Consider the following 26809-nt stretch of genomic DNA (forward strand, 5'->3'; position numbering starts at 1 on the left):
TAGCGTTCTGTCATCCACAGCGGGTGACAGGACGATGACGATAACCATCACTGCAATCGACAGCCAATTTGCGGCGTCAACCGGGTCGAACGTGAATTCGTCGCCGGGTCATTCGAAATTTGACTACCCGCCCACCTCGACCAATAGCCTGATCATCGAATCGCAACCGGGTGATGACAGCCCGTTCATCTTTTCCCCCGGCGACACTTATACGTTGACCTTTTCAGGGCAGGGTGGCGATACCATCGAAAATGCGACGGTCGTTCGATCCGACTATATCAATTATGACGGCGACGAAGGATTTGCCGTGGTGTTTGAAGGCTATGACAGCAACGGCGATCTGACCCAAGTGGTCTGGACCCCCGAATTTGATCTTGAAACATGGTATTTCAACCATTTCGTGGGCGGACAACCGCCTGAATTTTATAATACCGATATAAATTCGGCCACCACCTATCAAGCTGTGTGTTTCGAGGCCTCCATGCCGATCGACACCCCGTCCGGGCCGATGCCTGTGGCGCACATTCGCCCCGGTGATTGGGTTTTGACCCATGATCATGGCCCGCAAGAGGTGCGTTGGGTCGCGGCCCGCGACGTGCGCGGATGGGGGCGCCATGCGCCCGTGGTGTTTGAACCCGGTGCGATTGGGAATTCTGGCCCGCTTTGTGTCAGTCAACATCACCGGGTGCTGGTGCAGGGTGACGAGGTGGTGCAAAAACACGGTGTTTCTCAGGCGCTATTGCCAGCGGTTTCCTTCGTAGACGGCACCCAAGTGCGGCTGCGACCGCGGGACAGTATCACCTATGTACATCTGTTGTTTACGCGTCATGAGTTGATTTCCTGTCAGGACGTGGTGTGTGAAAGCCTTTATCTTGGTCAAGTGGCCTGCGAGGTTATGGATACAGCATCTGTCACGCCAAAAGGCGCGCCTGAAAGTGGTGCGGCTGAAACTCTGATGGGGGTTTTGGGCCTGTCAGGCGCGCAAACTCCGGCCCGACGGTTTTTGTCTGTGCGAGAGGGGCACGCGCTTTTGGCGCAGATTTCGGGCCATATCAGACAGAAACCAAAACTGTTCTTGTCGCCGGGGCGCAAGCACAGCCGGCCTTATCATTTGGATCTGTTGAAGGGGCCGGGACGGGCGGGCGGAGGTTTGCCCGCGTTTGAGAGTGTGACAGAGTCGGACGCGCTCCACGTCTAAAGCCTTTTTGCCGAGCCAGGAAAAGCGCAAACGGCGCTCATCCGACATTTCAAAATTCCAAAGGCCAGACATGAAAACACCCGCGCCAGGGAGGAGGAGGGCGCGGGTGTCTCGGTATGCGGGCCACGAGGGAGGAGATGGACCCGTATCAGAAAGAAATGCGGCGGTGTCAGGGAGGAGGAAGACACCGCCGCCTTCAGTAACGGCCCCTCAGGGAGGAGGAAGAGAGACCGCATATCGAGGGCTTTCGCCCGGTATAGGTGCGACGATGCAGGGAGGAGGAAGCATCGCCGCTCTGGTCTTTGGGGTCCAAGGGAGGAGGAAGAACCCCAAATTCCGGTATCTGCGCGGCGACGTCAGGGAGGAGGAGAGACGCCGCCGCTTTTATCAGGGCCCAGGGAGGAGGAAGGGCCGTGATGTCGTAAACTTATTTGCCGTAAGCGGCCTCGTAGGCCACAGCGTTAATCGATGCGCGGGACATGCCCAGATCGGCCAGATCACGGTCGGTCAGACCGGACAGCTCGAGCACTGTTTCGCGGTAGACTTTGTAGCGTGCGAACCGTTCTGCCAAAGATTTGAACAGACCGCCGAAAGAAGCGGAGGAGGCCGGTGCGGCGCTGCGAATGTCGTTTGCGTAAGTCATGTGACTTTAACCTTAGTATGCGTTCGGGCAATTTGCCCGGAGTGAGTGCGATCTGACTTTGGCCGGTCCCGCTTTGCGAACCACCCTGCGGGGCTGGTTTAAAGCGGTTTGGGCTTTGGCGCTGTCGCTCGTTGCTTGAGTACAATTTGGGGGAATTGCTGCGAATGCACAATCCCTTGCCTCGTCAATGCTGCCATGCAGAAAATGCATGACCCATGCTGACCTATTTACACGTCAGGATTGCACGGCCAGTGGGGTGGGGCGAAAAGCGGCAGATTGAGTGGTGGAATTGGGTCAGCAAAGGGCCTATTTCGGAGGGAGAGCAAAAGAGGGATAAGATCTATGCCCGTAGAACACGACAGTATCATGACGGTCTTGAGGGGCATTGTTTTGCCTGATGGCACGAATCTCGTGGAGTCCGACCGTGTGCGCGCCCTGAATGTTGAGGGGGACGTGGTGCGTTTCGTTATTGAAGCCCCCGATGCGACTGCGGCGCGCGCCTGGTCCGGGGTTGAGGCCGAGGCCAAAGCACGGCTTGAGGCCTTGGAGGGGGTTGGCAAGGTCTCCATCGTGATGACTGCCCATGGTCCGGCGGGCTCTACACCGCCGCCCGCCGCGACTGGCAAGGAGCCGCCCAGCCTGAAAATTGGCCGCCACCCAACGCCGCAGCAAGGCAAGACCAAACCCGCTGGCGTCAAAAACGTCATCGCCATTGCCTCGGGCAAGGGCGGCGTGGGTAAGTCCACCGTTTCCGCCAACCTCGCCGTCGCTTTGGCCAAAATGGGCCGCAAGGTCGGGCTTTTGGATGCGGACATCTATGGCCCATCACAGCCGCGGATGATGGGGGTGAACAAACGTCCCGCGTCTCCTGATGGCGAAACCATCGAGCCTCTGCATGCCCATGGCGTCACCTTGATGTCGATCGGATTCATGATCCCGGATGGCGAGGCTGTGGTCTGGCGTGGCCCGATGTTGATGGGCGCGATGCAACAGATGTTGGGTCAGGTGGCTTGGGGCGAGCTGGATGTGCTTCTGATCGACATGCCGCCCGGCACCGGCGATGTACAGCTCACGCTGGGGCAAAAAACCGAGCTGACCGGCGCGCTTGTGGTCTCGACACCGCAGGATGTGGCCTTGATGGATGCGCGGCGCGGGATTTCGATGTTCAACAAATTGAACGTGCCGGTGCTGGGGCTGATCGAAAACATGTCGATGTATATCTGTCCGAACTGCGGCCATGAGGCGCATATTTTTGGCCATGGCGGCGTGGCGGAAGAGGCCGAAAAAATCGGTGTGCCGTTCTTGGCGCAATTGCCTTTGGCGCTTGAGGCGCGGATTGCGGGGGATGAGGGTGTGCCGATTGCCGCGACCGACAGTCCGCTGGCCGAACCCTATATGCAACTGGCGCAGCGCTTGGTTGCGGGTGGCATGGCCTGATCATCTCTTTCATGGGGTTTGACACGCGCGGGGCGAGGGCTCCGCGCGTTTTTGTTTGGGCTGCGCAGCCGCCTTTTGGGATTTCATGGGGGCGGTGGGATTTCATGGCACTTTTGGGAATTCAGGGCATTTCACGGGTGCCTTAGCTCAATTCATCCTCACGGCGAATCACTTGCCTGTGGATAACTCGGTGGAGTTTTGTGATTTCGCTGGGGGTATGTGGATTTTTTCGCTCCTCTGATCTGTGCGGCGGCGGCTTCCTTTTTGTCTATATGTAGTTAGATTGATCTGCTCTTAACCAATATGCGGTAAAGTACCTGTGATCTCGGGGTGCAACATCTGGTTTTCATCCAGCCCTGTGGGCAACATCTGGGGGCTGTGTGTAAGAAATCCATTGATTACCATGAATTCCCGTGGCAAGTTGAATGCATCAGATGAGACGGGAATGAGCGGCGCATTCAAGACCGCAAACAAAACCCCAAAGTCAGGTTTCATACAGGCCCCGCTTTCATCCGTACAAAGAGATTCGACGCGCATGCGAGCAGACATCCCCCCAGATGGCGCGCGCAGTCGGACAGCCCGGATACCGGGACGAGGGCGGCGGATCGAGCAGTGGCAGCAGCTCGGTCCGCCGTTTCGCATTCAAAGGCCCCGACATTGGGGTGGGACAGGTAAAGGAGCGCCGCGTGGCCGGCATGTTCATTGGCGAACACACCTTTAAGGTGGACGGAAAGGGACGCGTGTCGATCCCTGCCGATTTTCGTCGTGAACTCGAAGAGGGCGACCCCCTTGCCGCGCAATCCGGGCGCCCGCGCATGGTCATCGTCTATGGCCATGACAAACAAAAACAACTCATCGTGCACACCTATGACGGCTATCGCCGCCTTGCCGCCGATATTGCCGCGCTCCCACGCGGATCGGAAAAGCGCAAGATCATGGAGCGCATGATCCTCAACCGCGCCCGTCCGACCGAAGTCGATGCCGATGGCCGTTTGGTGTTGCCGCAGCCGTTGCGCGACAAGATCGAACTCGATGGTACCGCCTATTTCGCTGGGCTGGGCGAGACCTTTGAGATTTGGAAGCCCGAAACCCATGCCGCGGTTGATGCCGCTGTGACGGAAAAATGGCTGGAAGAGCAGGGGGATGATTTCGATCCTCTGAGTCTTTTGGACGATATGGGGGTCTGACATGACCACGGACATCCCTCCCGTCGCAGCACCTGACAAAAAGCCCCATATTCCCGTTCTGTTACGCCCGTTGCTGCGCGAATGCGCGCCGATCCATGGCCGTTGGTTGGATGGCACCTTTGGCGCGGGCGGCTATACCAAAGGCCTGATCGCCGAGGGTGCGGAGATGGTCTACGGTGTCGACCGCGATCCTTTGGCGCATGAGATGGCGCAAAGCTGGATCAATGAGCCGCCCTATGCGGGCAAGATCAAATTGGTCCTCGGCACGTTTTCCAAACTCGATGACTATGCCTCGGACCTCGACGGGGTGGTGTTGGATTTGGGCGTCTCGTCCATGCAGCTCGACATTGCCGAACGCGGTTTTTCGTTCATGCGCGACGGGCCGTTGGACATGCGCATGTCGCAAGACGGCATGACCGCGGCGGAGTTTGTCAACACGGCGGATGAGGGCGAAATCGCGGCGGTGCTGTTTCATTACGGCGAAGAAAAGCAGTCGCGTAAAATCGCCCGTGCCATTGTGAAGGATCGCACGGAAAAAGCGCCGTTTGAAACCACGTTGCAATTGGCGGGGCTGATCGAGCGGCTTTTGCCACGCAAGAAACCGGGTCAAAGCCACCCGGCGACACGCACGTTTCAGGCCATTCGCATTGCCGTGAACGACGAGTTCGGCGAGCTGATCGAAGGGTTAGAGGCGGCCGAACGCGCGCTCAAACCGGGCGGGCAATTGGCGGTTGTCAGTTTTCATTCGCTCGAAGACCGTGTTGTCAAACGGTTTTTGCAACAGAGAGCCTCGACGGGTGGGGGCGGCTCGCGCTATGCCCCGGTTCAAGAGGCGAAAACGCCCGGATTTGAGCAGTTGTCCAAAGCAATCGGTCCCGATGAAGACGAGTTGGTAGACAACCCGCGTGCCCGCTCGGCGCGGCTTCGGGTTGCGCGGCGCACGGATGCGCCGGCCCTCGATGTGGATCGGTCCGATTTGGGGCTACCGAAATCCGTAGTCAGTTCAAGGTGAGGCCCGGTGAGAGATGCGTAGCTTTTATTTTATCGTTTCTGCTCTGATGGTTATGGGGTTGGCCTTTTGGGCCTACCAGGAAAACTATGCGACGCAACAGGTGCTGCGTGATGTCAGCCAAATCCAACGTGAGATTGGTCATCAGCGCGAAGAATTGGCCGTGCTCAAGGCCGAATGGGCCTATCTGAATCGTCCCGAACGTCTGCGTGATCTGGCGGAGATCAACTTTGACCGGCTGGGTCTTTTGCCGTTTTTGCCCGAACAATTCGGTCGTGTCGATCAGATCAGCTTTCCGGTCAAAGAAGACCTTTTGTTGGAACTGAGCAATCCCGTCGATGTGGTGGGCTCTTTGGAGGTGATTGAGCCATGAGCATACGAACCCCTTTACGCCCTCTGGCCCGTGTTCTGTCTGCCCGCTCCAAAGGTGAAAACCCCGACGCGATCGAGCGCGAAAACCTGCGTTTGCGCCACGAAGAGATGCGCGACAGTTCGCGGTTGCGTGCCGAAGGGCGGCTTTTGGTGTTGGGTCTGTGTTTCGTCTCGGCTTTTGTTGTCGTCGGTCTCAAAATGGGGCAGGTCTCGGCCACTGTGCCCGAAGAACCGCGCGCCGAAGCCTCGGGCACACCGATCTTGGCACAGCGTGCCGATATTGTGGACCGCAACGGGCGCATTCTGGCCACCAACCGGGTGACCAATTCGCTTTACGCCCAACCGCAAGAGATGATCGACCCGGTGCATGCCGCACAAGAATTGGTGCGTATCTTTCCAGATCTTGATCAAGATCGGTTGATCCGAGATTTCACCGGCAAGCGTAAGTTCCTGTGGATCAAGAAAAAAATCGCCCCTGAACAACAACAGGCCGTGCATGACATCGGTGAGCCGGGACTGTTGTTTGGCCCGCGCGAAGAGCGGCTTTACCCCAATGGCAAATTGGCGGCGCATATTTTGGGCGGCACTAAATTTGGCCGCGAGGGCGTGATGAGTGCCGAGATCGTAGGCCAGTCCGGCATTGAAAAGGCGCGTGACAGCTATCTGAGCGATCCGTCGAATGGCGACAAACCGCTGCAATTGTCGATTGATCTGACGGTGCAATCGACCGTGCGCGAAGTGCTCTATGGCGGGATGCGGATGTTGGATGCCAAGGGTGCGGCCGCCGTGATGATGGACGCGCAGACCGGCGAGATCATCGCCATGGTGTCGCTGCCGGATTTCGACCCCAATTCACGCCCGACCTTTGCCGGGCAAAAAGACGGCGAAAACCCGCGGTTCAACCGTGCGGTGCAGGGGGTCTATGAGCTTGGCTCGACCTTTAAAATCTTTGCCGCCGCTCAGGCGATGGAAATCGGCATCGCCACCCCGGATACGTTGATTGAGGCCAAGCCGCCGTTTCGCTGGGGTAAATATACCATTGGCGAATTCGAGGGCCACAACTACGGGCCGATGTTGAGCTCAATGACATGATCGTCAAATCCTCGAACGTGGCGACCGCGCATGTGGCACAGCAAATCGGGGTGGAGCGGCAACAGAGCTTTCTCAAATCGCTGGGGTTTTTCGAAGCCACCCCGGTGGAACTGTCCGAGGCCCCCTCGGGCAAGCCGCTTTTGCCGCCGCATTGGTCAGAGCTTTCGACACTCACCATCGGGTTCGGTCACGGTCTGTCGGCCTCGCCGTTGCATCTGGCCACCGCCTATGCCTCTGTGCTCAATGGCGGCACACGGGTGGAGCCGACCTTGATCAAGCGCACGGGTTTTACCCCCAAAGGCCCGCGCGTCGTGCGCGAAGAGGTCTCAATCGCGGCGCGGTCCATGCTACGCCAAGTGGTGTCAAACCCGGCTGGTACGGCCAGTTTTGCCGAGGTGCCGGGCTATCATGTCGCTGGCAAAACCGGCACGGCGAACAAGCCCAAACCGACGGGCGGCTATTATGACGACCGCAACATCAACACCTTTGCGTCGATCTTTCCGGCGGAAAACCCGAAATATGTGCTGATCGTGACCATGGATGAGGCCTCTGACACCTCAGGACCCAAACCGCGCCGCACTGCCGGTTGGACCGCCGTGCCGGTTGCCGCTGAGGTGATCCGTCGCACCGCGCCGTTGATGGGGCTGCGACCCGAGATTGAAACCGGTGCCCAAGCTGCGCTAACACTGACCGCATCACGTTAAAGCGTTTTGCTTTGATCCCGTTCGGGTCTTTATGCGGATCAAATCGAAACCAAAGTCGCAAAAAAGGGCGGGTGTTGCCATGATGAAAACGCTATCCGAGCTTGGATTGACCGCGCAGGGCGGGCGGGAGTGTACGATCACCGGCCTTTCTGTTGACAGTCGGCAGACCATGGAAGGGCATTTGTTCGCCGCTTTGCCCGGCGCGCGCGCGCATGGGGCGGAGTTTGTGCAAATTGCGTTGCGTATGGGCGCGCGGGCGATTTTGACCGATCCCGAAGGTGCGCGCATCGCGCAGGATGCGATCAAAGATCACGATCCCGCCTTGGTCGTTGTGGAAGACCCGCGTCAGGCGCTGGCCTATGCCGCAGCGCTTTATTATGGCCGCCAACCGGAGGTCATGGTGGCGGTCACCGGCACCAATGGCAAAACCTCGGTGGCGACCTTCACCCGGCAGATTTGGCAGATTTTGGGCATGCGCGCGATCAACATCGGCACCACCGGTGTCGAAGGCGATTGGCAGGCCCCAAGCCCGCACACCACGCCCGAACCGATCACTTTGCACCGGATGTTGTCGGAGGCCGCAAACGCGGGCGTCACCCATGGCGCGATGGAGGCGTCGAGCCACGGTCTGGCACAGCGCCGTTTGGATGGGGTCGGCTTGACGGCGGCGGCATTTACCAATTTCACCCAAGACCACCTGGATTATCACGCCACGTTCGAAGCCTATTTTGCCGCCAAAGCCGGGTTGTTTACGCGGATTTTGCCCGAAGACGGCGTGGCCGTGGTCAATATTGACGATGCGCGCGGGATGGAGATCGAGGGCCTCTGTGCTGAGCGCGGCATTGATGTGATGCGGGTTGGGCGTTCGGATGCTGCCGATCTGCGCGTCATGGGGCAACGCTTTGACCCGACGGGGCAGGACCTGCGCGTCGATTTCGTGGGCAATATCTATCAAATCCGGCTTGATCTGATTGGCGGATTTCAGGCCGAAAACGTCTTGGCTGCGGCGGGTTTGGTCATGGCCTCGGGCGCCGACCCGGAGGAAGTGTTTTCCTGTCTGCCCGAACTCACAGGCGTGCGCGGACGGATGCAACACGCGGCGACGCGCGGCAACGGCTCGGCGGTGTTTGTCGATTACGCCCATACGCCCGACGCGGTTGCCACCGCGATCCAGGCGCTGCGCCCGCATGTCATGGGCCGGATCATTGCCATCGTTGGTGCGGGTGGCGATCGGGATAAAACGAAACGCCCGTTGATGGGCCGCGCGGCACAAGAACACGCCGATCTGGTGATCATCACCGATGACAATCCCCGCTCCGAAGACCCCGCCGCGATCCGCGCCGAGGTCATGGCGGGCGCGCCCGATGCGATGGAAGTGGCGGATCGCGCCGAGGCGATCCTGCGCGGTGTCGATGCGTTGCAGCCCGGTGATGCCCTGTTGATTTGTGGCAAAGGCCATGAGAGCGGGCAGGTGATTGGCGACGATATTTTCCCGTTTGATGATGTTGAACAGGCATCGCTGGCGGTGTCTGCATTGGATGGCGCGCTGTGAACGGGGTTTTATGGACCTCGGATGAGGCGGTGGCGGCCACGGGCGGCCACGCCACGCAAGGTTTTGAGATCACAGGCATTTCGATTGACACCCGCACGATCCAGCCGGGGGATTTGTTCGTCGCTCTGGCCGATGTCCGCGACGGTCATGACTTTGTGGCGCAGGCTTTGGCCAAAGGCGCTGCGGCGGCTTTGGTGTCGCGCTTGCCCAAAGGCGTCACGGAGAATGCGCCGCTGTTGATTGTCAACGATGTTTTGCCCGCGCTCGAACGTCTGGGCGTTGCCGCCCGCGCCCGCGTGGCGGGCAAGGTGATTGGCGTCACCGGCTCGGTGGGCAAAACCTCGACGAAAGAAATGCTGCGCGCGATCCTCAGCCAACAGGGCAAAACCCACGCCGCCGAGGCCAGTTACAACAATCATTGGGGCGTGCCTTTGACCTTGGCGCGGATGCCGCGCGACACAGAATTTGCCGTGCTTGAGATCGGGATGAACCATCCCGGCGAGATTGCTCCTTTGGCCCGTATGGCGTGCCCCGATGTGGCGATGATCACCACGGTGGCCCCGGCGCATTTGGCGGCCTTCGAGAATATCGAAGGTATTGCCCATGAAAAGGCCGCGATCTTTGAGGGGCTGGAACCCAATGGCGTGGCGGTGATCAATGGTGATCTGGCTGTCACCGATATTTTGGCCGCGGCCTGGTCCGGCGACATGATCCGGTTTGGCGAAGACGAGGCCTGTGCCGCGCGGTTGATCTCTGTCGATCTTGAGGACGGGGCAACCTTGGCCCATGCGGAGATCGACACCCAAAGCCTCGACTTTCGCCTTTCCACCGCCGGTCGTCATTTTGCCGCCAATGCGGTGGGATGTTTGGCCGTGGTCTATGCGCTTGGCGCAGATGTGGCACAGGCGGCACGGGATTTGACGCTTTGGGCCCCGCCTGCGGGCCGGGGCGCGCGCGAAACGGTAGGCTTGCCGATGGGCGCGCCGATTGAATTGATTGACGACGCGTTCAACGCCAACCCAACCTCGATGGGCGCAGCGCTTGAGGTCTTGGCCAAAGCCACGCCCAATACAGGCGGGCGGCGGGTGGCGATTTTGGGCGATATGTTGGAATTGGGTCCGCAAGAAACGGCGATCCACAAAGGCCTCGCCACTCTGCCATGGTTTGCAGTGATCAACGTGGTGCATTGTGTCGGGCCGCTGATGCGCGGACTGTATGAGGCCTTGCCAGAGGCGCGGCGTGGTGCGTGGTTTGAGACCGCGACAGAGGCGCGTGAGGCGCTCAACACCTTGGTTGGGCCGGGCGATGTCGTCCTGATCAAAGGCTCGAAAGGCGCAAAAGTCAGCCTACTGGTTGACGCGCTGCGCAAATTGGGGCACGGCCTGCCCAACGACGCATAAGAGGTAAACACAGATGCTGTATTGGTTAACCGGACTGTCCGACGGGGGCGATGTTTTCAACCTCTTTCGCTATATCACCATGCGGTCGGGCGGCGCGTTTTTCACCTCTTTGATCTTTGCGATGCTCTTTGGTCGCCCCTTGATCAACATGCTGCGCCGCCGTCAGGGCAAGGGTCAGCCGATCCGCGATGACGGTCCCGAAACCCATTTCGCCAAGGCAGGCACGCCGACGATGGGCGGGCTTTTGATCCTGACCGCGCTGTTGCTTTCGACGCTTTTGTGGGCACGGCTCGACAATCCCTATGTCTGGATCGTGCTGTTCGTGACCTATGGCTATGGCCTGATCGGGTTCGCGGATGACTATGCGAAAGTCTCCAAAGCCAACACCAAAGGCGTTTCAAGCAAGGTCCGTTTGGGTCTTGGGTTTCTGATTGCTGCGATTGCCGCAATCTGGGCCTCGATGGTGCACCCGGATGAATTGGCCTATCAATTGGCCCTTCCGGTGTTCAAAGATGTCTTGGTCAATATGTCCTTCGCCTTCATCCCTTTCGCGATGATCGTCATCGTGGGCGCGGCCAATGCGGTCAACCTGACCGATGGCCTCGATGGTCTTGCGATCATGCCGGTGATGATCGCGGCGGCGACGCTGGGCGCGATTGCCTATGTTGTCGGCCGGGTCGATTTTACCGATTATCTCGGCCTGCATTATGTGCCGGGCACGGGGGAAATCCTTGTGTTCACCGCGGCTTTGATCGGCGGGGGCTTGGGCTTTTTGTGGTTCAACGCACCGCCCGCGGCCGTGTTCATGGGGGACACTGGATCACTGGCGCTTGGCGGCGCTTTGGGGGCGATTGCTGTGGCCACGAAACACGAGATCGTTTTGGCGATCGTCGGCGGCCTCTTTGTGGTCGAGGCGCTGTCTGTGATCATCCAGGTGCTCTATTTCAAACGCACCGGCAAACGCGTGTTCCTGATGGCGCCGATCCATCACCATTACGAGAAAAAAGGCTGGTCCGAACCGACCATCGTGATCCGGTTCTGGATCATTTCTCTGGTGCTTGCGTTGATCGGTCTGGCGACGCTGAAACTGCGGTAGGCCGCTTTGATTTCAGGGGGAGGGGCACGGTCCCTCTATGCAAAGCGCAGTCACCCCAGGATATTTTCAGATAAAAGAAGGGCAGGGGCAACTCTGCCCTTTTCTTATGGAGATGCGTGGCTTTGATCTCTTGTGCCACTGGTCATTTGAGCTGGCGCGCGACATAGTTCAGCGCAAAGAGAGAGACGGTGAAAACATGATTCCTGTGTATGGATATGAGGGCCGCAAGGTGGCGGTTTTGGGGTTGGGGCGCTCTGGTCTTGCTACGGCGCGCGCACTTGAGGCGGGAGAGGCCGAAGCGCTGTGTTGGGACGACTCGGTGGAGGCGCGCGAGACGGCTGAGGCCGAAGGTTTGACCATCCATGACCTGACCAAGGCCGATGCGTTCGAGGGCGTGTCCGCGCTCATCGTTTCGCCCGGCATTCCGCATCTTTATCCAGAACCGAACAAGATCATCGCGCGGGCCTGGGATGCGGGCGTGCCGGTCGATAATGACATCGGGCTGTTTTTTCGCTCGCTCGGCGCGGGCGATTGGATGGACAATGACACGCCGCCGCGCGTTATTGCGGTGACCGGGTCGAACGGCAAATCCACCACCTCGGCGCTCATTCACCATATTTTCGAGAGTGCGGGTCATCGCACCCAATTGGCCGGGAACATCGGGCGTGGCGTCTTGGACATCGAGACGCCGGAAGAGGGCGAGGTGATCGTGCTGGAGCTGTCGAGCTATCAGACCGATATTGCCCGCTCGCTCACCCCCGATGTGGCGGTGTTTACCAATCTGTCGCCGGATCATCTGGACCGCCACGGCGGGATGGGCGGGTATTTCGCCGCCAAACGCCGGTTGTTTGCCGAGGGCGGGCCGGACCGCGCGGTGATTGGCGTCGATGAGAATGAGGGCCGTTATTTGGCCAATCAATTGGTCGAAGGGTTTGAGGACAGCCGCCTGATCCGTGTGTCTTCGGGGCAAAAACTCGGTGGACCGGGGTGGAATATTTTCGCGCGCAAAGGGTTTTTGTCTGAATGGCGCAAGGGGCGGCAGGCGGCCTCGATTGATCTGCGCGAGATGTCGGGTCTGCCCGGCGCGCATAACCATCAAAACGCCTGTTGTGCCTATGCCGCCGCGCGGGCGCTGAATCTGCCGCCTAAGGTGATCGAAACGGCGCTGGCGTCCTTTAAGGGGCTGCCGCACCGGTCGCAGCTTGTGGGTGAGTTGAACAATGTGCGCTATGTGAACGACAGCAAGGCGACCAATGTCGACGCCGCCGCCAAAGCGTTGCAAGCCTTTCCCCGCATCCGCTGGATCGCAGGCGGGATGGGCAAAGATGGCGGCATATCGGCGCTGCAGCCGCATTTGGGCGCAGTGGCCAAGGCCTATCTCATCGGCTTTTCGGCTCGTGATTTCGCGCTGCAAATTGGCGACACGCCCTATGAGATTTGCGAAACCATGGAGGTGGCCGTGGCCAAAGCGAGCGCCGAGGCGGAGCCGGGCGATACGGTTTTGCTGGCCCCTGCGGCGGCCTCATTTGACCAATACCCGAATTTTGAAAAACGTGGCGACGCCTTTGTCGCTGAGGTAGAAAAGCTGATGTGACGGGGGCGGGGTCGCCCCGCCTTCGGCTTTTGGTGTGGTTTCAGGCCGTGAAGGGGCCATCTTGTGGAGATGGGGCAGGACCGCTGTACGGACAGGATGCCGGTCGGCCGTTACACCGCAGAGGCCGTTCTTATGTCGTTCGAAAGAGACGCGCTGCGCATGAAGCGGCCCGGCGGTTGACCGACATGGCGGCTGAACGCAGTGCTGAAAGTACTGGCGGAGCCATAGCCAATCCGGCCTGCCACCTCGTCAAGTGTCAGCTTACCCGCTCGCAACAGCGACTTGGCAACGGCCATGCGCCAGCTCAAGAGATAGTCCATCGGCGTGACGCCAACCGTCCTGGAAAACCGTTCGAAAAAGGCGGAACGTGACATGCCGACTTCGCGGGCAAGCTCAGTTGCAGTCCAGCTCCGCTCGACATTGCCATGCATCAGGCGCAGAGCGGTCACCACCCGGTCATCTGCCAAGCCGCGCAACAGGCCCGGTTGTGCGGTACTGCCCGATACCGACCGGAGCGCTTCGATCAACAGAATCTCGACCAATCGCTCCAGGATCATGTCGCGGCCGACATCGTCTCGTTCTGCCTCCTCGCCGACCAGTCGCACCAATTGGGTCAATCGCGGGACGCCCCGAATATGGATCACGCGCGGCAGAAGCGACACGAGCAACGAAGAATCTGGCGACTCAAACGTAAAATAGCCGCCGAATTGCCGCATGTCAGATGGGCCGTCTTGCTGCCCATGCCTCAGCTCCACGCCGGGCGTGTACATGCGGGCTGGCTCCACCTTTCGCCCTGGCGCGACTTCAAGGCTTGACATGGTGAAGGCCGGTGTCGCCGGTAGCAGGACGAAATCCCCCTCCTGCAACAGAACCGTCGTTTCTCCGTCAACTGCGAGCAGACAACTGCCAAGGGTCATCGCGCAAAAGCCGGGATGGCCAAAGGCGGCATAGCGCACGGCCCAATTCCCCGCGCCGCTGATCCCTTTCGAGAAGACGGCCCGCGGGCGCAGCAGTCGGATGATTTGTTCGAGAGGATCGGACATTGTGGACTATTGCAAACTATTTTTGGACTTAAGGCCAATGATCGTCCAAATGTTGCGGGTTATATCGGTCTCGTCAACATCAAACATAGGAGACTGACATGAAGACTGTCCTCATCACGGGCTGCTCATCTGGCTATGGGCTTGAAACCGCGCGGTACTTTCACGCCCAGGGTTGGAGCGTCATTGCGACGATGCGCACCCCACGAGACGGGGTGCTTCCCACCTCTGAGCGGATCCGCATACTGGCACTGGATGTGACCGATCCCGACAGCATCCGCACCGCCATTGCCGTAGCAGGGCCGATCGACGTTTTGGTCAACAATGCGGGCATCGGGGTTGTCGGTGCCTTTGAGGCCACGCCGATGTCCCATGTGCGCAAGGTGTTCGAGACCAATACGCTTGGTGCTATGGCCATGGTCCAAGCGGTGATCCCACAAATGCGCGCGCGCCGGTCGGGTGTGATCGTGAACGTCACCTCCAGCACAACGCTGGCGGCAATGCCTCTGGCGGCGGCCTATACCGCCAGCAAACAGGCCATCGAGGGGTTTACCGGATCCCTGTCGCACGAGCTTGCCGCCTTTGGTCTTCGTGCCAAGCTGGTTGAGCCCGGATATGCGCCCAGCACGCGGTTTGCCCAGAACACCGAACTCGACATCGCTGACCTGATCCCTGAGGCCTATGCCGATTTTGCCAAGCCGATCTTCGCGGCCTACGCCAAACCCGCTCTGACCACTAAGGAAAGCGACGTAGCCGAGGCCGTGTGGCAGGCGGCCATTGACGAGACGGGGCGCCTGCACTTCCCGGCTGGTCCCGATGCGGTTGCCTTGGCCCAAGCGCGTTGAACCGCCCTGCACCTGTCGCCCTGCTTTTGCGGTGACTGGTGCAGGCCGATGCGCTGGCTGTTTGTAAAAAGGCGCCAAATCACCCTTCGGCGCATTCCTCTCAATACTCCAAGGCATCCAATGTGGTTTTGAGCAATCGCGCCGACGCCCCAAGGGCTTCGTGTTCGGCGTCATCCAATTCTGGGAACAGGTCTGCAACCACGCCCTGTGCGCCGACGATGCGGGGGAGGGAGAGGGCGACGTTGGACACGCCTTCGACCTTTGGCGTCACGATGGACACGGATAAAACCGTCTGTTCATCGCGCGCCACGGCGCGGAACAGCCGCTCAAGCCCGGCCCCGATGCCGTACCATGTCGCGCCTTTGCCATTGATGATCGTATAGGCGGCGTTGCGCACGCCATCGTCGATTTTGGCCTTGATGCCTTCGGTGAGAGGCACGCGCATTTGGGCGGAAAACTCTTTGACCGACAAAGCGCCCGCGCGTGCAGACGACCAACACAACACTTCGCTGTCGCCATGTTCGCCCAGCACATAGGCGTGGACCGAGCGCGGCGAGACGCCCAGATGTTCACCGATCAAATGCCGAAACCGCGCCGTGTCCAGGATCGTGCCCGAGCCGATCACCCGGGTGGGCGGCAGACCGGAGAGCTCTGTGGCGATCTGGGTCATGATGTCGACCGGGTTGGTGGCGATCAACAACACCGCGTCGGGCGCGGCATCCAGGACTTTGCCGATGATTTGCCGAAACACCTCGGCGTTGCGGGCCAAAAGTTGCAATCGGCTTTCACCCGGTTTTTGCCCGACCCCTGCCGCCAAGATCACCGCTTTTGCGCCCTTGAGGTCGGCATAGTCGCCCGCCATGACCACGGTAGAGGAGGCAAAGGGCACCGCATGGGCGATGTCTTCGGCCTGGGCTTTGGCCAAGGCGGCGTTGTAATCGACAAAGACGATTTTGCTGGCGGTGCCTTTCAACGCAATGGCGTAGCCTGCCGCAGATCCGACCATGCCCGCGCCAACGATGCCGATTTTCATATTTTGTCTCCGCTTCTATCGCTGCAAAATCTGTTAGCGCCACCATGAAGCGGTTCCGCCATCGGATCAATGACCGGGATCAATTCGCAGTCCGAGATATGTGCCAAGGCGCCATCTGGCGTCAGCGAAGGATCGCACAGCGCCACCAAAGCGCGCAATCTGTAGTAGCGCGGGGCGTCAAAACACGCTAGATTGGTCAGATAGACCCGAAAAATCGGGCAGATGAGCAAAAACGAGGCAGTAGGCGGTCCCATGACAGAAATGGTGTATGGCTCCATCCCGGATCGGGTTGGCGAGCCGGTCCTTCCGCGTTGGTGGCGGACAATCGACAAATGGACGCTGTCTTGCGTCTTCATCTTGTTCGGCATTGGGCTTTTGCTTGGGCTTGCGGCCTCGCCGCCCTTGGCACAAAAAAATAATTTCGCCTCGTTCTATTACGTCCAGCGTCAGGCGTTCTTTGGCTCAATCGGCTTGGCGGTGATGATCCTGATCACCATGATGGACCCGGCCCGCGTGCGTCGTTTCGCCGTGGTGGGTTTTGCCGCCGCCTTTGTGTCGCTGTTGTTGTTGCCCATTTTTGGGACGGATTTCGGCAAAGGTGCGACCCGGTGGTTTTCCTTTGGGTTCGCGTCGGTGCAGCCCTCTGAGTTTCTCAAACCCGCCTTTGTCATCACCGCCGCATGGCTGATGGCTGCCGCTCAGGACATCGGTGGTCCTCCGGGGCGGCTCTATTCCTTTATGTTGGCGACCGTGATCGTCGTGGCACTGGCGTTGCAGCCCGATTTCGGTCAGGCCGCGCTGATCCTCTTTGCTTGGGGCGTGATGTATTTCGTCGCCGGTGCGCCGATGTTGTTGCTTGCGGGCATTGCTGGGATCGTCGTGTTAGGCGGCATGTTTGCCTATAACAATTCCGAACACTTTGCCCGGCGCATCGACGGGTTTCTGAACCCTGCCATCGACCCGACCACCCAGATCGGCTATGCCACCAACGCCATCCGCGAGGGCGGTTTTTTTGGCGTCGGTGTCGGCGAGGGGACGGTGAAATGGTCGCTGCCCGATGCGCATACCGATTTTATCATCGCCGTGGCCGCCGAAGAATACGGTCTGATCCTCGTGCTGATCATCATTGCGCTTTATGCCACAATCACCGTGCGCTCGCTGTGGCGGCTGTTGCGCGAACGCGATCCGTTCATTCGCTTGGCGGGCACCGGGCTGGCCTGTGCCTTTGGCATTCAGGCCTTTATCAATATGGGCGTGGCCGTGCGGCTTTTGCCCGCCAAAGGCATGACGTTGCCGTTTGTGTCCTATGGTGGCTCATCTGTGATCGCCTCTGGGATTGCACTTGGCGCGCTTTTGGCTTTTACCCGCACCCGGCCGCAAGGCGAGATCGGGGACCTCCTGCTCCGGCGCGGTCGCTGAAAAGAGAGAGACCATGACCCAATCTGCTCCCCTTATCGTCATTGCCGCCGGTGGCACTGGCGGCCATATGTTCCCGGCCCAAGCCCTTTCCGAGGTGATGCTGGCGCGCGGTTGGCGGGTCAAATTGTCCACCGACGCACGTGGTGCGCGCTACACCGGGGCTTTTCCGCAAGCCGTTGAGATCGACACGGTGCCCTCCGCCACCTTTGCGCGCGGCGGTCTTTTGGCCAAAGCGATGGTGCCACTGCGCCTTGTCGGCGGGGTGTTCTCCGCCATGACCAGATTCCTGCGCGACAAACCTGCCGTTGTGGTCGGGTTTGGCGGCTATCCGGCGATCCCGGCGGTGGCGGCGGCGACGTTGATGAAACTGCCGCGGATGATCCACGAACAAAACGGCATTTTGGGCCGGGTCAACGAGGTCTTTGCCAAACGGGTCGACCGCGTCGCCTGTGGCACATGGCCAACCCAACTGCCCGAAGGGGTTCAAGGCGTCCATGTCGGCAATCCGGTGCGCGCGAGCGTGCTGGACAAATACGCCGCCCCCTATATTGCGCCGGGTGATTATCCGATGGAGATTTTGGTGATCGGCGGCTCTCAGGGCGCGCGCATCCTCTCAGACGTGGTGCCCGCTGCGATTGCCGCTTTGCCCGAAGCAATGTTGGCCAATTTACGGATCAGCCAACAGGCCCGCCCCGAGGATTTCGACCGGGTTGTGGAATTTTATCAGACCCAAGGCATCCAAGCCGATGTGCGGCCATTTTTTGACGACATCCCGAAACGGATGAGCGAGGCGCAATTGGTGATTTCGCGGGCCGGAGCCTCGACCGTGGCGGATATTTCCATCATCGGGCGGCCTTCGATCCTGATCCCCTATGCCGCCGCAGCAGGAGATCACCAATCGGCCAATGCGCGCGGTCTGGTCGAGGCGGATGCCGCAATCATGATTCCCGAAAGCCAGTTGACGGCGGAGACATTGAGCGAACAGATCGAAATGGTTCTGGGCCATCCTGAGGGCGCCTTGATGATGGCGCAGGCGGCGCTGTCCGTGGCCAAACCACAGGCGGCGCATGATTTGGCCGATATGGTCGAACATCTCGCCAGCCACCCGCAATAAGACCTGATCCGATAACAATAAGACAAGTGACGAAACGAGGACCGAGATGAACGCGAGTGCCACCAAACTTCCCATTGAAATGGGCGCCATCCATTTTGTCGGCATTGGCGGCATCGGCATGTCGGGCATCGCCGAAGTCTTGCTCAACCATGGCTATCAGGTGCAGGGCTCCGATCTCAAAGCCAGCAAAATCACCGACCGTTTGAAAGAACTCGGTGCGGTGATTTACGAGGGCCAGCGGGCCGAGAATTTGGACAATGCCGAGGTCGTGGTGATTTCAAGCGCGATCAAACCGGGCAACCCGGAATTGGACGCCGCCCGCCTCAAAGGCCTGCCCGTGGTGCGCCGCGCCGAGATGTTGGCCGAATTGATGCGCCTCAAATCCAACGTCGCCATCGCCGGAACCCATGGCAAAACCACGACCACCACGATGGTCGCGACGCTTTTAGACGCGGGCGGTTTGGACCCAACCGTGATCAACGGTGGGATCATCCACGCCTATGGCTCGAATGCGCGCGTCGGGCTTGGTGAATGGATGGTGGTGGAGGCGGATGAATCGGACGGGACGTTCAATCGCCTGCCTGCGACCATCGCCATTGTCACCAATATTGACCCGGAGCACATGGAACATTGGGGCACGATCGAAAATCTGCGCCAAGGGTTCTATGATTTTGTCTCCGGCATCCCGTTTTATGGCCTTGCCGTGTGTTGCACCGATCACCCGGAAGTGCAGGCGTTGGTCGGTAAAATCACCGACCGCCGGGTTGTGACCTACGGGTTCAACGCCCAGGCCGACGTGCGTGCGATCAATCTGACCTATAAAAAAGGGGTCGCGCATTTTGATGTGGTGCTGGCCGCTGAGGATATGGTGATCGAGGGCTGTACTCTTCCAATGCCGGGCGATCACAACGTCTCAAACGCGCTGTCTGCGGTCGCCGTGGCGCGGCATCTGGGCATGAAAGCCGCCGAGATCAAAGCGGCGCTGGCGCATTTTGCCGGGGTCAATCGCCGCTTTACCAAAGTGGGTGAAGTCAACGGCGTGACCATCATCGACGATTACGGCCATCACCCGGTCGAGATCGCCGCCGTTCTCAAAGCCGCACGCCAGGCTTCTGAGGGCCGCGTCATCGCCGTGCATCAGCCGCACCGCTATTCGCGTCTGCATTCGCTGTTCGATGATTTCTGCACCTGTTTCAACGAGGCCGATGTGGTCGGTATCGCCGAAGTGTATGGCGCGGGTGAGGAGCCGATCCCCGGTGCGTCCCGCGATGATTTGGTCGCAGGCCTGATCCGTCACGGCCACCGCCATGCCCGCGCTGTGACCTCCGAGGAGGATCTTGAACGGCTGGTGCGCGAACAGGCGCGGCCCGGCGATATGGTTGTCTGTCTTGGGGCAGGGACGATTTCGACCTGGGCACATGGCTTGCCCGCGCGGCTCGAAAAAGCATAAATCAAAGGCCAAAGATCGCTGTCTTGATCCGCGTCACGGGGCCATGTCACGGTGCCCTGGCGCGGTCAGCGCTATTTTGCGGCTTATGACAGCAACAATGCCCATTTCATGAAAGAGGCCAAAATGGCTGAGACCCTCAAACGGCGCATTGGACCCGGATTGCTTACGGCCTATGGCGTGGGCGTCATGGTCGGGGCGGGCATCTATGTTTTGGTCGGCGCGGTGGCCGCCGAGGCAGGGCTTTACGCGCCCTTGGCGTTTTTGCTGGCGGGGCTTATCGCGGCGCCCTCGGCTCTCTCTTATGCCGAATTGTCCACCCGCATCCCCGAGGCTGCGGGCGAAGCTGCCTATGTTGAGGCCGGGTTTCGCGCGCGCTGGTTGGGGCGGATTGTCGGGTTGGCGATTGTGGCGGGGGGCGCTGTGTCCGCCGCCGCCGTCTTGCGCGGTGGGGCGGGCTATCTGACCAGCTTTGTGGATATTCCGTTGATCTGGGCGATCATCGGTCTTGGGGCGTTTCTTGTGATCATTGCCGTGATTGGCGTGTTGGAGAGCCTCGCTCTGGCGGCTGTTTTTACGGTGATCGAAGTGGCGGGGCTGGCCTTGGTTGTTTGGACCGGCTGGCACGCGCCGGTGTCACCCGACTGGTCCATGCCCGCCGCGCCCTATGTGCCGGGCATCAGCGTGGCGGCGACGCTGGCGTTTTTTGCCTTTATCGGCTTTGAGGACATCGTCAACATGGCCGAAGAGGTCAAGCGCCCCGAGCGCAGTTTGCCGATTGCCATCATCGCGTCGCTGATCATCACCACATTGCTCTACGCGGGGGTCACCGTGATCGCTGTGCGCGCAGTTCCGATCGAAGACCTTGCCGCCTCTGAACGCCCGCTTGCGCTGGTGTTTGAGGCCGGGGGCGGGCCGATTGCGCTGTTGTCGGCCATTGCGGTGATCGCAGCACTCAACGGTGTTTTGGCGCAGATCGTGATGGCCGCGCGGGTGATGTTTGGTCTTGGCAAAAGCGGCGGTGTTTTGTCCATCTTTCACCATGCCCATCCGCGTTTTGGCACCCCGGTTTTGGCCACGGTGCTGATCGGCGGTTTTGTCATCGGCGCGGCTTTGGCTTTGCCGGTATCAAACTTGGCGGGGGTGACCTCGACCATCCTGTTGCTGGTCTTCACCTTGGTCAATGCCAGCCTGATTTTGCTCAAACGCCACGCGCCCAAAGCGCCGTTTTGCATCGCGCCTTGGGTGCCTTGGGTCGGGTTGATCTTTGCGCTCTTGGCGTTGGTGGCCTTTGCTTTGGGTGGGGCCGTGTGATGGTGCTGGTGCTGTTTGGCGTCGTGCCATGGACGCCGATCGTGGCGCTGTGCCTTTGGGCTCTTGCCACCATGGCCCTTGCTCCGTTACCTTTGCGCCACCAAATCGGTCCGGGATTCGCGCTTCTGCTGGTGCTCCCCGTGCTGTTGATTTGGACAGGTCGGGTTTACGGACCTTGGCCTGTTGTGTGTGCATGTGCTGCTGCCGTGTCTTTGTTTCGAAAACCGCTGAGCGTTCTTGCGAAACGCGCCCAGCGATGGTTCCGGAAAAGCTGACAGAAAGTGGCTTGGCTATGACGATGACGACTTCCCTCATATTGGCCTGTGTTTGGGCTATTTTGGCGAATGTGATCGCCATGTTTCCGTCCAAACGCGCCCATTGGCCCGCAGCCTGTGGGTTGATCGTGCTTGGGGTTCCCCTTTTGGGCTATGTCACCTATGAAAACGGCCCGTGGATCGGGCTCATCGTCTTTGCGGCGGGGGTGTCGATCCTGCGCTGGCCGGTGATTTATCTGGGCCGGGGAATGAAACGGAGGATCAAACGCGCGATGACAAAAGGCCCTGCCGAATGACCTATCCTGATGTGCGTGGCACGTTGAGCGAACAGCGCGCTTTGGCCGATCTGACATGGTTGCGCGTCGGCGGGCCAGCGGATGCGCTGTTTCAACCGGCGGATTTGGCGGATTTACAAAGTTTTTTGGCCGCTCTCGATCCCGCTGTGGCGGTGTTTCCGATGGGGGTGGGGTCCAACCTGATCGTGCGCGATGGCGGCATCCGCGCTGTGGTGATCCGCATGGGACGTGGCTTTAATCACATCGCCATCGACGGCACCCGCATCACCGCCGGGGTCGCCGCCCTTGATGCCCATGTGGCACGTAAAGCCGCCGCGGCGGGGCTGGACCTGACCTTCCTGCGCACCATTCCGGGGGCCATCGGCGGGGCCGTGCGGATGAATGCAGGCTGTTACGGGTCTTATGTGGCGGATCATTTCGTCTCTGCCAAGGCGGTGACGCGGGCAGGGGAACTGGTCACACTCACGGCCAATGATTTGCAATTTCAGTACCGTCAAACCGAGTTGCCCGAGGGCTGGGTGATCGTTGAGGCCACGTTTGACGCCGAAGCTGCCGATCCAGAGATGTTGGAGGCCCGCATGGCGGATCAATTGGCCAAGCGCGATGCGAGCCAGCCCGTCAAAGAGCGCTCGGCCGGCTCAACCTTTCGCAATCCGGCAGGATTTTCCTCGACCGGGCAGGCGGATGACAGCCATGAGTTGAAGGCGTGGAAAGTGATTGATGACGCAGGCCTGCGCGGATTTGCCATTGGCGGCGCGCAGATGAGCGAGAAACATTCCAATTTCATGATCAACACCGGTGTGGCCACCGCGCATGATCTTGAAACTTTGGGAGAGACGGTGCGAAAAAAAGTATTCCAAAACGCCGGTCTCGCGTTACAATGGGAAATCAAGCGCGTTGGTGAATTTTTAGGCGATCCTGTCGAAGATGGGCTTGCATCCGAATCATCCACAGAGCAAAACGCGTAAAACAGCATTCCCCACAAACGGGGAGTTGAAAAGAGCCGCAAAATCAGGCTCTTTCATGACAGGGGTCACATATGCCTCTGAAAGACAGGGCCAAACATAGGGCTCGTTTATAAAAGAGATCGCAACAGATCTCACACCTAAAGGGGCCACCATAAGGCTCCAGATATTTGAGGCACAAGTGGGCATGTCGAGCAGGCAGTCCCCGAAAGTGGCGGTACTCAAAGGCGGACCCTCGGCTGAGCGCGAGGTGTCTTTGGTCTCCGGGCGTGAATGCGCCAATGCACTTCGGGGTGAAGGATATGACGTTATCGAGATCGACGCAGGCGAAGACCTCTGCGCGCAACTGACAGCCTGTCAGCCCGATGTCGTGTTCAACGCGCTGCATGGCCGCTATGGCGAAGACGGCTGTGTCCAGGGCATTCTGGAATGGATGCGCATTCCCTATTCCCACTCCGGCGTTCTGGCCTCGGCTTTGGCCATGGACAAAGAAAAAACCAAAGAGATTTACGCCCGTGCGGGCCTCCCCATCGTGGCATCCGTTTTGGCGCGCTGCGAAGAGGTTGAGGCCGGTCATGTGATGGCGCCACCCTATGTGGTGAAGCCTTATAACGAAGGCTCCTCCGTGGGCGTTTACTTGGTCCATGAGGGCGCAAATGCCCCACGCCTCGCCGCCGACATGCCGCCCGTTGTGATGGTCGAACAATTCGCGCCCGGACGCGAGTTGACCTGTTCGGTGATGGGCGATCGTGCGCTGTGCGTCACCGATATTCTCACCGATGGCTGGTACGATTACGACGCGAAATACAAAGAGGGTGGGTCGCGCCATGTCTGCCCGGCCGAAATCCCCGACGAGATCACCCAAGCCTGTCAAGACTACGCGCTGCGCGCCCATAACGCTTTGGGCTGCCGTGGTGTGTCGCGCACCGATTTTCGCTGGGACGAAAGCAGAGGCCTTGCCGGGCTGATCTTGTTGGAAACCAACACCCAGCCGGGGATGACGCCGACGTCGCTGTCGCCCGAGCAAGCGCAGAAATGCGGTATGACATTCGGTCAGTTTGTGGCCTGGATGGTGGAGGACGCCTCATGCGACCGATAGACCCGGTTGAGTTTGCCAAAGCGCCGACCATGGGCGGATCGGCGCGCGTGTCCGAAGCCGTGGCGCGGGCTTTGCGCGCGCGTCTGGGCGACACGTCATCACATGCTCCGGCCCGTCCACGCGACCCCGCACCTTCGCGCGCGGCTTATCGGTTCAACCGCCTTTGGCTGACCCCGTCTTTCCGGTTTTTCATGCGCCGCATCGCCCCGGTCTTGGCGATTGCAGGCTGTGTTGGGCTGTGGTTTGCCGATGCCGACAACCGCATGGCGTTCAATGACACCGTGGCCGAGGTCAAGCGCGACATCCAAAACCGCCCGGAATTTATGGTCAAACTCATGGCTATTGATGGCGCATCGGGGGAGCTGTCCGAGGATATTCGTGAGATCACCTCGCTGGATTTCCCGCTCTCTTCCTTTGATCTCGACCTGCCGGGGATGTTGGAGCAAATCGAAAGCCTGGATGCCGTGGCCGAGGCGGGTCTTCGGGTGCGTGCGGGCGGGATTTTACAGATCGACATCACCGAACGCACCCCCGCCGTGGTCTGGCGCGGGCCGCATGGGCTTGAGATGCTCGACGTGGATGGCCACCGGGTTGCGGCTTTGGAGCACCGGGTGGATCGGCCTGATCTGCCGTTGATTGCAGGCGTTGGTGCCGAACGTGACGTGGCCGAAGCGCTGGCGATTTTGAATGCGGCAAAGCCGATCATGCCACGTTTGCGCGGGCTGGTGCGGGTTGGCGAGCGGCGCTGGAATGTGGTGTTGGACCGCGATCAAGTCATCATGTTGCCGGAGGAGAACCCCCTGGGCGCTATGGCGCAGGTGATGGCATTGGATCAGGCCAAAGACCTTTTGGGCCGTGATGTCAAAGCGGTGGATATGCGTCGGCCAAATCGGCCGACGTTACAATTGACTGAGGCGGCGCAAGACGAGATGCGCAGGCTTCAGAGCGTGGAACTTGGAGTGTCGTTCAGATGACGGATCTTTATGCAGCCCAGCGGGCCATGCGGAACATGCGCAAAGCCGCGTTGCAACGCGGGGTCGTTGCCATTTTGGATGTTGGCACCTCTAAAATCGCCTGTCTCGTGTTGCGCTTTGATGGCGACGGTTTTGTCGGCGGCGAGGGCGTCGGTGCTTTGGCCGGGCAATCGTCGTTTCGGGTGATCGGGGCTGCGACCACGCGCTCGCGCGGGGTACGCTTTGGCGAGATTGACGCCATGGCCGAGACCGAGCGCGCCATTCGCACCGCCGTGCAGGCGGCGCAGAAGATGGCCCAGACCCGCGTCGATCACGTCATCGCCTGTTTTTCCGGCGGTCAGCCGCGCTCTTATGGCTTGGACGGTCAGGTCGAAGTCGAACAAAACATCGTGTCCGAACAAGATGTAGCGCGCGTTTTGGCCGCCTCTGAGGTGCCCGATTATGGTCCTCATCGTGAGGTGCTGCATGCCCAGCCGGTCAACTTTGCGCTCGATCATCGCTCGGGTCTGTCTGATCCGCGCGGTCAAGCCGGGCAAAACCTTGCCGTCGATATGCATATGCTCACCGTCGATGGTGCGGTGATCCAGAACCTGTTGTATTGCATCAAGCGCTGTGATCTTGAGGTCGCGGGTGTGGCCTCTGGCGCTTATGTGTCGGGCATTTCGGCGCTGGTTGAGGACGAACAAGAGCTGGGTGCGGCCTGTGTCGATATGGGCGGCGGCTCAACCGATGTGTCGATCTTCATGAAGAAACACATGATTTACGCCGATAGCGTGCGGATGGGCGGCGATCATGTCACCTCCGACATCGCGATGGGATTGCAAATCCCGGCGGCAACGGCGGAGCGGATCAAGACCTTTTACGGCGGCGTCGTGGCCACCGGGATGGACGACCGCGAGATGATCGAAGTCGGGGGCGACAGTGGTGATTGGGAGCGCGATCGTCGCACCGTGAGCCGCTCTGAAGTGATCGGGATCATCCGTCCGCGTGTCGAAGAAATTCTGGAAGGTGTGCGCGAGTGTCTGGACGCCGCAGGTTTTGAACATCTGCCGAGCCAACAGATCGTGTTGACGGGCGGGGCCTCGCAAATTCCGGGGCTGGATACGTTGGCGCCGAAAATTTTGGGCCAACAGGTGCGCATCGGGCGGCCTTTGCGCGTCCAAGGCCTGCCGCAGGCGGCGACCGGGGCGGCCTTTGCCTCGGCTGTTGGTCTGTGTCTGTTTGCGGCCAATCCGCAAGACGAATGGTGGGATTTCGAGATCCCGACCGAACGCTATCCGGCACGCTCGCTCAAGCGGGCGATGCGGTGGTTCAAAGACAATTGGTAAACGGATTGCAGCGCCTACGGGGCTATGCTAATTGAAAAGCAGAGCGGGCGAGTCAACGTCCGCCGAGAGGTAGAAACGAGACCCTTTGACGTCAACGACGCCATGAAACCGGCGCGGATAAGGCAAGACACGGCAAAAGTGGCACCGAGCAGTGCCCCGACACGATAGCGCGACGCGCGCAAGATCGCCTCTTTTCGAGAGGTCTGGAGCGGATTTGGTCCGTTCCATAGGTATGATCGTCCCATTTGCCCCTAAATCTGGGGTTTTGCGCAAAATCCCGCCGAGTTTGGCGGGGTGAACCCTATATTTTGTGGCGAAATCATGTTTTTGGGATGACGAACCGTCATAAACCCCCTAAGATTCAACGTGAACAGGT

At 59.8% G+C, this 26809-nt stretch carries 24 protein-coding genes and 1 pseudogene; 21 read left to right on the plus strand and 4 right to left on the minus strand.

The window, feature by feature from the left end:
- Window positions 1-34 precede the first annotated feature (34 nt).
- Window positions 35-1198: a Hint domain-containing protein gene (locus C8029_RS20035; protein ID WP_152003593.1), complete on the plus strand. Its 1164-nt coding sequence runs from the start codon at window positions 35-37 to the stop codon at window positions 1196-1198.
- A gap of 427 nt (window positions 1199-1625) precedes the next feature.
- Here C8029_RS20035 and C8029_RS20040 read toward each other — a convergent pair whose 3' ends face one another.
- Entirely contained in the window at window positions 1626-1841 is a 216-nt protein-coding gene (locus tag C8029_RS20040; RefSeq protein ID WP_009570761.1) for a DUF1127 domain-containing protein, read from the minus strand.
- A gap of 342 nt (window positions 1842-2183) precedes the next feature.
- Here C8029_RS20040 and C8029_RS20045 point away from each other — a divergent pair, with 342 nt between their 5' ends.
- Window positions 2184-3278 (plus strand): Mrp/NBP35 family ATP-binding protein, encoded by a 1095-nt coding sequence (locus C8029_RS20045; RefSeq protein WP_009570760.1) that lies wholly within the window; start codon window positions 2184-2186, stop codon window positions 3276-3278.
- Between the two features lie 294 nt (window positions 3279-3572).
- Here the strand turns inward: C8029_RS20045 and C8029_RS20050 are convergent, their stop codons facing one another.
- On the minus strand, window positions 3573-3815 hold the full coding sequence (locus C8029_RS20050) for a hypothetical protein (protein WP_009570759.1): 243 nt from the start codon (window positions 3813-3815) through the stop codon (window positions 3573-3575).
- A gap of 158 nt (window positions 3816-3973) precedes the next feature.
- Between C8029_RS20050 and mraZ the strand changes: the two genes are divergently transcribed.
- From mraZ to murD, 8 genes and pseudogenes are all read left to right on the plus strand, one after another.
- The gene (mraZ, locus tag C8029_RS20055; protein ID WP_051130588.1) at window positions 3974-4465 is read left to right on the plus strand and encodes a division/cell wall cluster transcriptional repressor MraZ; all 492 of its coding nucleotides are present in this window, start codon (window positions 3974-3976) and stop codon (window positions 4463-4465) included.
- 1 nt (window position 4466) lies between these two features.
- Window positions 4467-5477: a 16S rRNA (cytosine(1402)-N(4))-methyltransferase RsmH gene (gene rsmH / locus C8029_RS20060; protein WP_009570757.1), complete on the plus strand. Its 1011-nt coding sequence runs from the start codon at window positions 4467-4469 to the stop codon at window positions 5475-5477.
- 13 nt (window positions 5478-5490) lie between these two features.
- Window positions 5491-5847: a cell division protein FtsL gene (gene ftsL / locus C8029_RS20065; protein ID WP_009570756.1), complete on the plus strand. Its 357-nt coding sequence runs from the start codon at window positions 5491-5493 to the stop codon at window positions 5845-5847.
- A pseudogene (locus tag C8029_RS20070) lies at window positions 5844-7642 on the plus strand (peptidoglycan D,D-transpeptidase FtsI family protein). The gene ftsL and the pseudogene C8029_RS20070 overlap by 4 nt, the downstream one beginning before the upstream one ends.
- Before the next feature lie 79 nt (window positions 7643-7721).
- Window positions 7722-9194, plus strand: a complete 1473-nt coding sequence (locus tag C8029_RS20075) for a UDP-N-acetylmuramoyl-L-alanyl-D-glutamate--2,6-diaminopimelate ligase (protein ID WP_009570754.1) — start codon at window positions 7722-7724, stop codon at window positions 9192-9194.
- Complete coding sequence (locus tag C8029_RS20080; protein WP_009570753.1) at window positions 9191-10594, plus strand: UDP-N-acetylmuramoyl-tripeptide--D-alanyl-D-alanine ligase; 1404 nt, start codon at window positions 9191-9193, stop codon at window positions 10592-10594. Before C8029_RS20075 ends, C8029_RS20080 begins: the two co-directional genes overlap by 4 nt.
- Before the next feature lie 13 nt (window positions 10595-10607).
- Window positions 10608-11690, plus strand: coding sequence for a phospho-N-acetylmuramoyl-pentapeptide-transferase (gene mraY, locus C8029_RS20085; RefSeq protein WP_009570752.1), 1083 nt, complete (start codon window positions 10608-10610; stop codon window positions 11688-11690).
- Window positions 11691-11886: 196 nt separating this feature from the next.
- Entirely contained in the window at window positions 11887-13284 is a 1398-nt protein-coding gene (gene murD, locus C8029_RS20090) for a UDP-N-acetylmuramoyl-L-alanine--D-glutamate ligase (RefSeq protein ID WP_009570751.1), read from the plus strand.
- A gap of 110 nt (window positions 13285-13394) precedes the next feature.
- Here murD and C8029_RS20095 read toward each other — a convergent pair whose 3' ends face one another.
- Window positions 13395-14327 carry an AraC family transcriptional regulator gene (locus C8029_RS20095; RefSeq protein WP_009570750.1) on the minus strand — a complete coding sequence of 311 codons (933 nt, stop codon included), beginning with the start codon at window positions 14325-14327 and terminating at the stop codon, window positions 13395-13397.
- A gap of 98 nt (window positions 14328-14425) precedes the next feature.
- On the opposite strand from C8029_RS20095, the gene C8029_RS20100 reads away from it, so the two are divergent.
- On the plus strand, window positions 14426-15169 hold the full coding sequence (locus C8029_RS20100; protein ID WP_009570749.1) for an SDR family oxidoreductase: 744 nt from the start codon (window positions 14426-14428) through the stop codon (window positions 15167-15169).
- 100 nt (window positions 15170-15269) lie between these two features.
- Here C8029_RS20100 and C8029_RS20105 read toward each other — a convergent pair whose 3' ends face one another.
- Window positions 15270-16202 carry an L-lactate dehydrogenase gene (locus C8029_RS20105; protein ID WP_009570748.1) on the minus strand — a complete coding sequence of 311 codons (933 nt, stop codon included), beginning with the start codon at window positions 16200-16202 and terminating at the stop codon, window positions 15270-15272.
- Between the two features lie 252 nt (window positions 16203-16454).
- Between C8029_RS20105 and ftsW the strand changes: the two genes are divergently transcribed.
- The 10 genes from ftsW (at window position 16455) to ftsA (ending at window position 26433) form a co-directional block, all read left to right on the plus strand.
- On the plus strand, window positions 16455-17621 hold the full coding sequence (gene ftsW / locus C8029_RS20110; protein ID WP_152003594.1) for a putative lipid II flippase FtsW: 1167 nt from the start codon (window positions 16455-16457) through the stop codon (window positions 17619-17621).
- Window positions 17622-17634: 13 nt separating this feature from the next.
- Window positions 17635-18735 (plus strand): undecaprenyldiphospho-muramoylpentapeptide beta-N-acetylglucosaminyltransferase, encoded by a 1101-nt coding sequence (murG, locus tag C8029_RS20115; RefSeq protein ID WP_152003595.1) that lies wholly within the window; start codon window positions 17635-17637, stop codon window positions 18733-18735.
- 46 nt (window positions 18736-18781) lie between these two features.
- Window positions 18782-20185 carry a UDP-N-acetylmuramate--L-alanine ligase gene (murC, locus tag C8029_RS20120; protein ID WP_009570745.1) on the plus strand — a complete coding sequence of 468 codons (1404 nt, stop codon included), beginning with the start codon at window positions 18782-18784 and terminating at the stop codon, window positions 20183-20185.
- A gap of 123 nt (window positions 20186-20308) precedes the next feature.
- On the plus strand, window positions 20309-21496 hold the full coding sequence (locus tag C8029_RS20125) for an APC family permease (protein ID WP_040401910.1): 1188 nt from the start codon (window positions 20309-20311) through the stop codon (window positions 21494-21496).
- A complete protein-coding gene (locus C8029_RS20130) occupies window positions 21496-21771 on the plus strand; it encodes a DUF2484 family protein (protein ID WP_009570743.1) in 276 nt (91 codons plus the stop codon). Before C8029_RS20125 ends, C8029_RS20130 begins: the two co-directional genes overlap by 1 nt.
- 23 nt (window positions 21772-21794) lie before the next feature.
- On the plus strand, window positions 21795-22067 hold the full coding sequence (locus C8029_RS20135) for a DUF2484 family protein (protein WP_040401907.1): 273 nt from the start codon (window positions 21795-21797) through the stop codon (window positions 22065-22067).
- Entirely contained in the window at window positions 22064-23035 is a 972-nt protein-coding gene (murB, locus tag C8029_RS20140; protein WP_009570741.1) for a UDP-N-acetylmuramate dehydrogenase, read from the plus strand. The genes C8029_RS20135 and murB overlap by 4 nt, the downstream gene beginning before the upstream one ends.
- Window positions 23036-23219: 184 nt before the next feature.
- The gene (locus C8029_RS20145; protein ID WP_009570740.1) at window positions 23220-24131 is read left to right on the plus strand and encodes a D-alanine--D-alanine ligase; all 912 of its coding nucleotides are present in this window, start codon (window positions 23220-23222) and stop codon (window positions 24129-24131) included.
- A complete protein-coding gene (locus C8029_RS20150) occupies window positions 24119-25105 on the plus strand; it encodes a cell division protein FtsQ/DivIB (RefSeq protein WP_152003596.1) in 987 nt (328 codons plus the stop codon). The genes C8029_RS20145 and C8029_RS20150 overlap by 13 nt, the downstream gene beginning before the upstream one ends.
- The gene (gene ftsA / locus C8029_RS20155) at window positions 25102-26433 is read left to right on the plus strand and encodes a cell division protein FtsA (RefSeq protein WP_009570738.1); all 1332 of its coding nucleotides are present in this window, start codon (window positions 25102-25104) and stop codon (window positions 26431-26433) included. The genes C8029_RS20150 and ftsA overlap by 4 nt, the downstream gene beginning before the upstream one ends.
- Window positions 26434-26809 lie beyond the last annotated feature (376 nt).

Source organism: Roseobacter sp. TSBP12, assembly GCF_009129705.1.
GTDB lineage: Bacteria > Pseudomonadota > Alphaproteobacteria > Rhodobacterales > Rhodobacteraceae > Celeribacter > Celeribacter baekdonensis_A.

What these genes read in the sequence shown, in the direction of transcription:
- C8029_RS20035 (WP_152003593.1), top strand. Translation starts at nt 35, where the DNA reads ATGACGATAACCATCACTGCAATCGACAGCCAATTTGCGGCGTCAACC.
- C8029_RS20040 (WP_009570761.1), bottom strand. Translation starts at nt 1,841, where the DNA reads ATGACTTACGCAAACGACATTCGCAGCGCCGCACCGGCCTCCTCCGCT.
- C8029_RS20045 (WP_009570760.1), top strand. Translation starts at nt 2,184, where the DNA reads ATGCCCGTAGAACACGACAGTATCATGACGGTCTTGAGGGGCATTGTT.
- C8029_RS20050 (WP_009570759.1), bottom strand. Translation starts at nt 3,815, where the DNA reads ATGCGCGTCGAATCTCTTTGTACGGATGAAAGCGGGGCCTGTATGAAA.
- mraZ (WP_051130588.1), top strand. Translation starts at nt 3,974, where the DNA reads ATGTTCATTGGCGAACACACCTTTAAGGTGGACGGAAAGGGACGCGTG.
- rsmH (WP_009570757.1), top strand. Translation starts at nt 4,467, where the DNA reads ATGACCACGGACATCCCTCCCGTCGCAGCACCTGACAAAAAGCCCCAT.
- ftsL (WP_009570756.1), top strand. Translation starts at nt 5,491, where the DNA reads ATGCGTAGCTTTTATTTTATCGTTTCTGCTCTGATGGTTATGGGGTTG.
- C8029_RS20075 (WP_009570754.1), top strand. Translation starts at nt 7,722, where the DNA reads ATGATGAAAACGCTATCCGAGCTTGGATTGACCGCGCAGGGCGGGCGG.
- mraY (WP_009570752.1), top strand. Translation starts at nt 10,608, where the DNA reads ATGCTGTATTGGTTAACCGGACTGTCCGACGGGGGCGATGTTTTCAAC.
- murD (WP_009570751.1), top strand. Translation starts at nt 11,887, where the DNA reads ATGATTCCTGTGTATGGATATGAGGGCCGCAAGGTGGCGGTTTTGGGG.
- C8029_RS20095 (WP_009570750.1), bottom strand. Translation starts at nt 14,327, where the DNA reads ATGTCCGATCCTCTCGAACAAATCATCCGACTGCTGCGCCCGCGGGCC.
- C8029_RS20100 (WP_009570749.1), top strand. Translation starts at nt 14,426, where the DNA reads ATGAAGACTGTCCTCATCACGGGCTGCTCATCTGGCTATGGGCTTGAA.
- C8029_RS20105 (WP_009570748.1), bottom strand. Translation starts at nt 16,202, where the DNA reads ATGAAAATCGGCATCGTTGGCGCGGGCATGGTCGGATCTGCGGCAGGC.
- ftsW (WP_152003594.1), top strand. Translation starts at nt 16,455, where the DNA reads ATGACAGAAATGGTGTATGGCTCCATCCCGGATCGGGTTGGCGAGCCG.
- murG (WP_152003595.1), top strand. Translation starts at nt 17,635, where the DNA reads ATGACCCAATCTGCTCCCCTTATCGTCATTGCCGCCGGTGGCACTGGC.
- murC (WP_009570745.1), top strand. Translation starts at nt 18,782, where the DNA reads ATGAACGCGAGTGCCACCAAACTTCCCATTGAAATGGGCGCCATCCAT.
- C8029_RS20125 (WP_040401910.1), top strand. Translation starts at nt 20,309, where the DNA reads ATGGCTGAGACCCTCAAACGGCGCATTGGACCCGGATTGCTTACGGCC.
- C8029_RS20130 (WP_009570743.1), top strand. Translation starts at nt 21,496, where the DNA reads ATGGTGCTGGTGCTGTTTGGCGTCGTGCCATGGACGCCGATCGTGGCG.
- C8029_RS20135 (WP_040401907.1), top strand. Translation starts at nt 21,795, where the DNA reads ATGACGACTTCCCTCATATTGGCCTGTGTTTGGGCTATTTTGGCGAAT.
- murB (WP_009570741.1), top strand. Translation starts at nt 22,064, where the DNA reads ATGACCTATCCTGATGTGCGTGGCACGTTGAGCGAACAGCGCGCTTTG.
- C8029_RS20145 (WP_009570740.1), top strand. Translation starts at nt 23,220, where the DNA reads ATGTCGAGCAGGCAGTCCCCGAAAGTGGCGGTACTCAAAGGCGGACCC.
- C8029_RS20150 (WP_152003596.1), top strand. Translation starts at nt 24,119, where the DNA reads ATGCGACCGATAGACCCGGTTGAGTTTGCCAAAGCGCCGACCATGGGC.
- ftsA (WP_009570738.1), top strand. Translation starts at nt 25,102, where the DNA reads ATGACGGATCTTTATGCAGCCCAGCGGGCCATGCGGAACATGCGCAAA.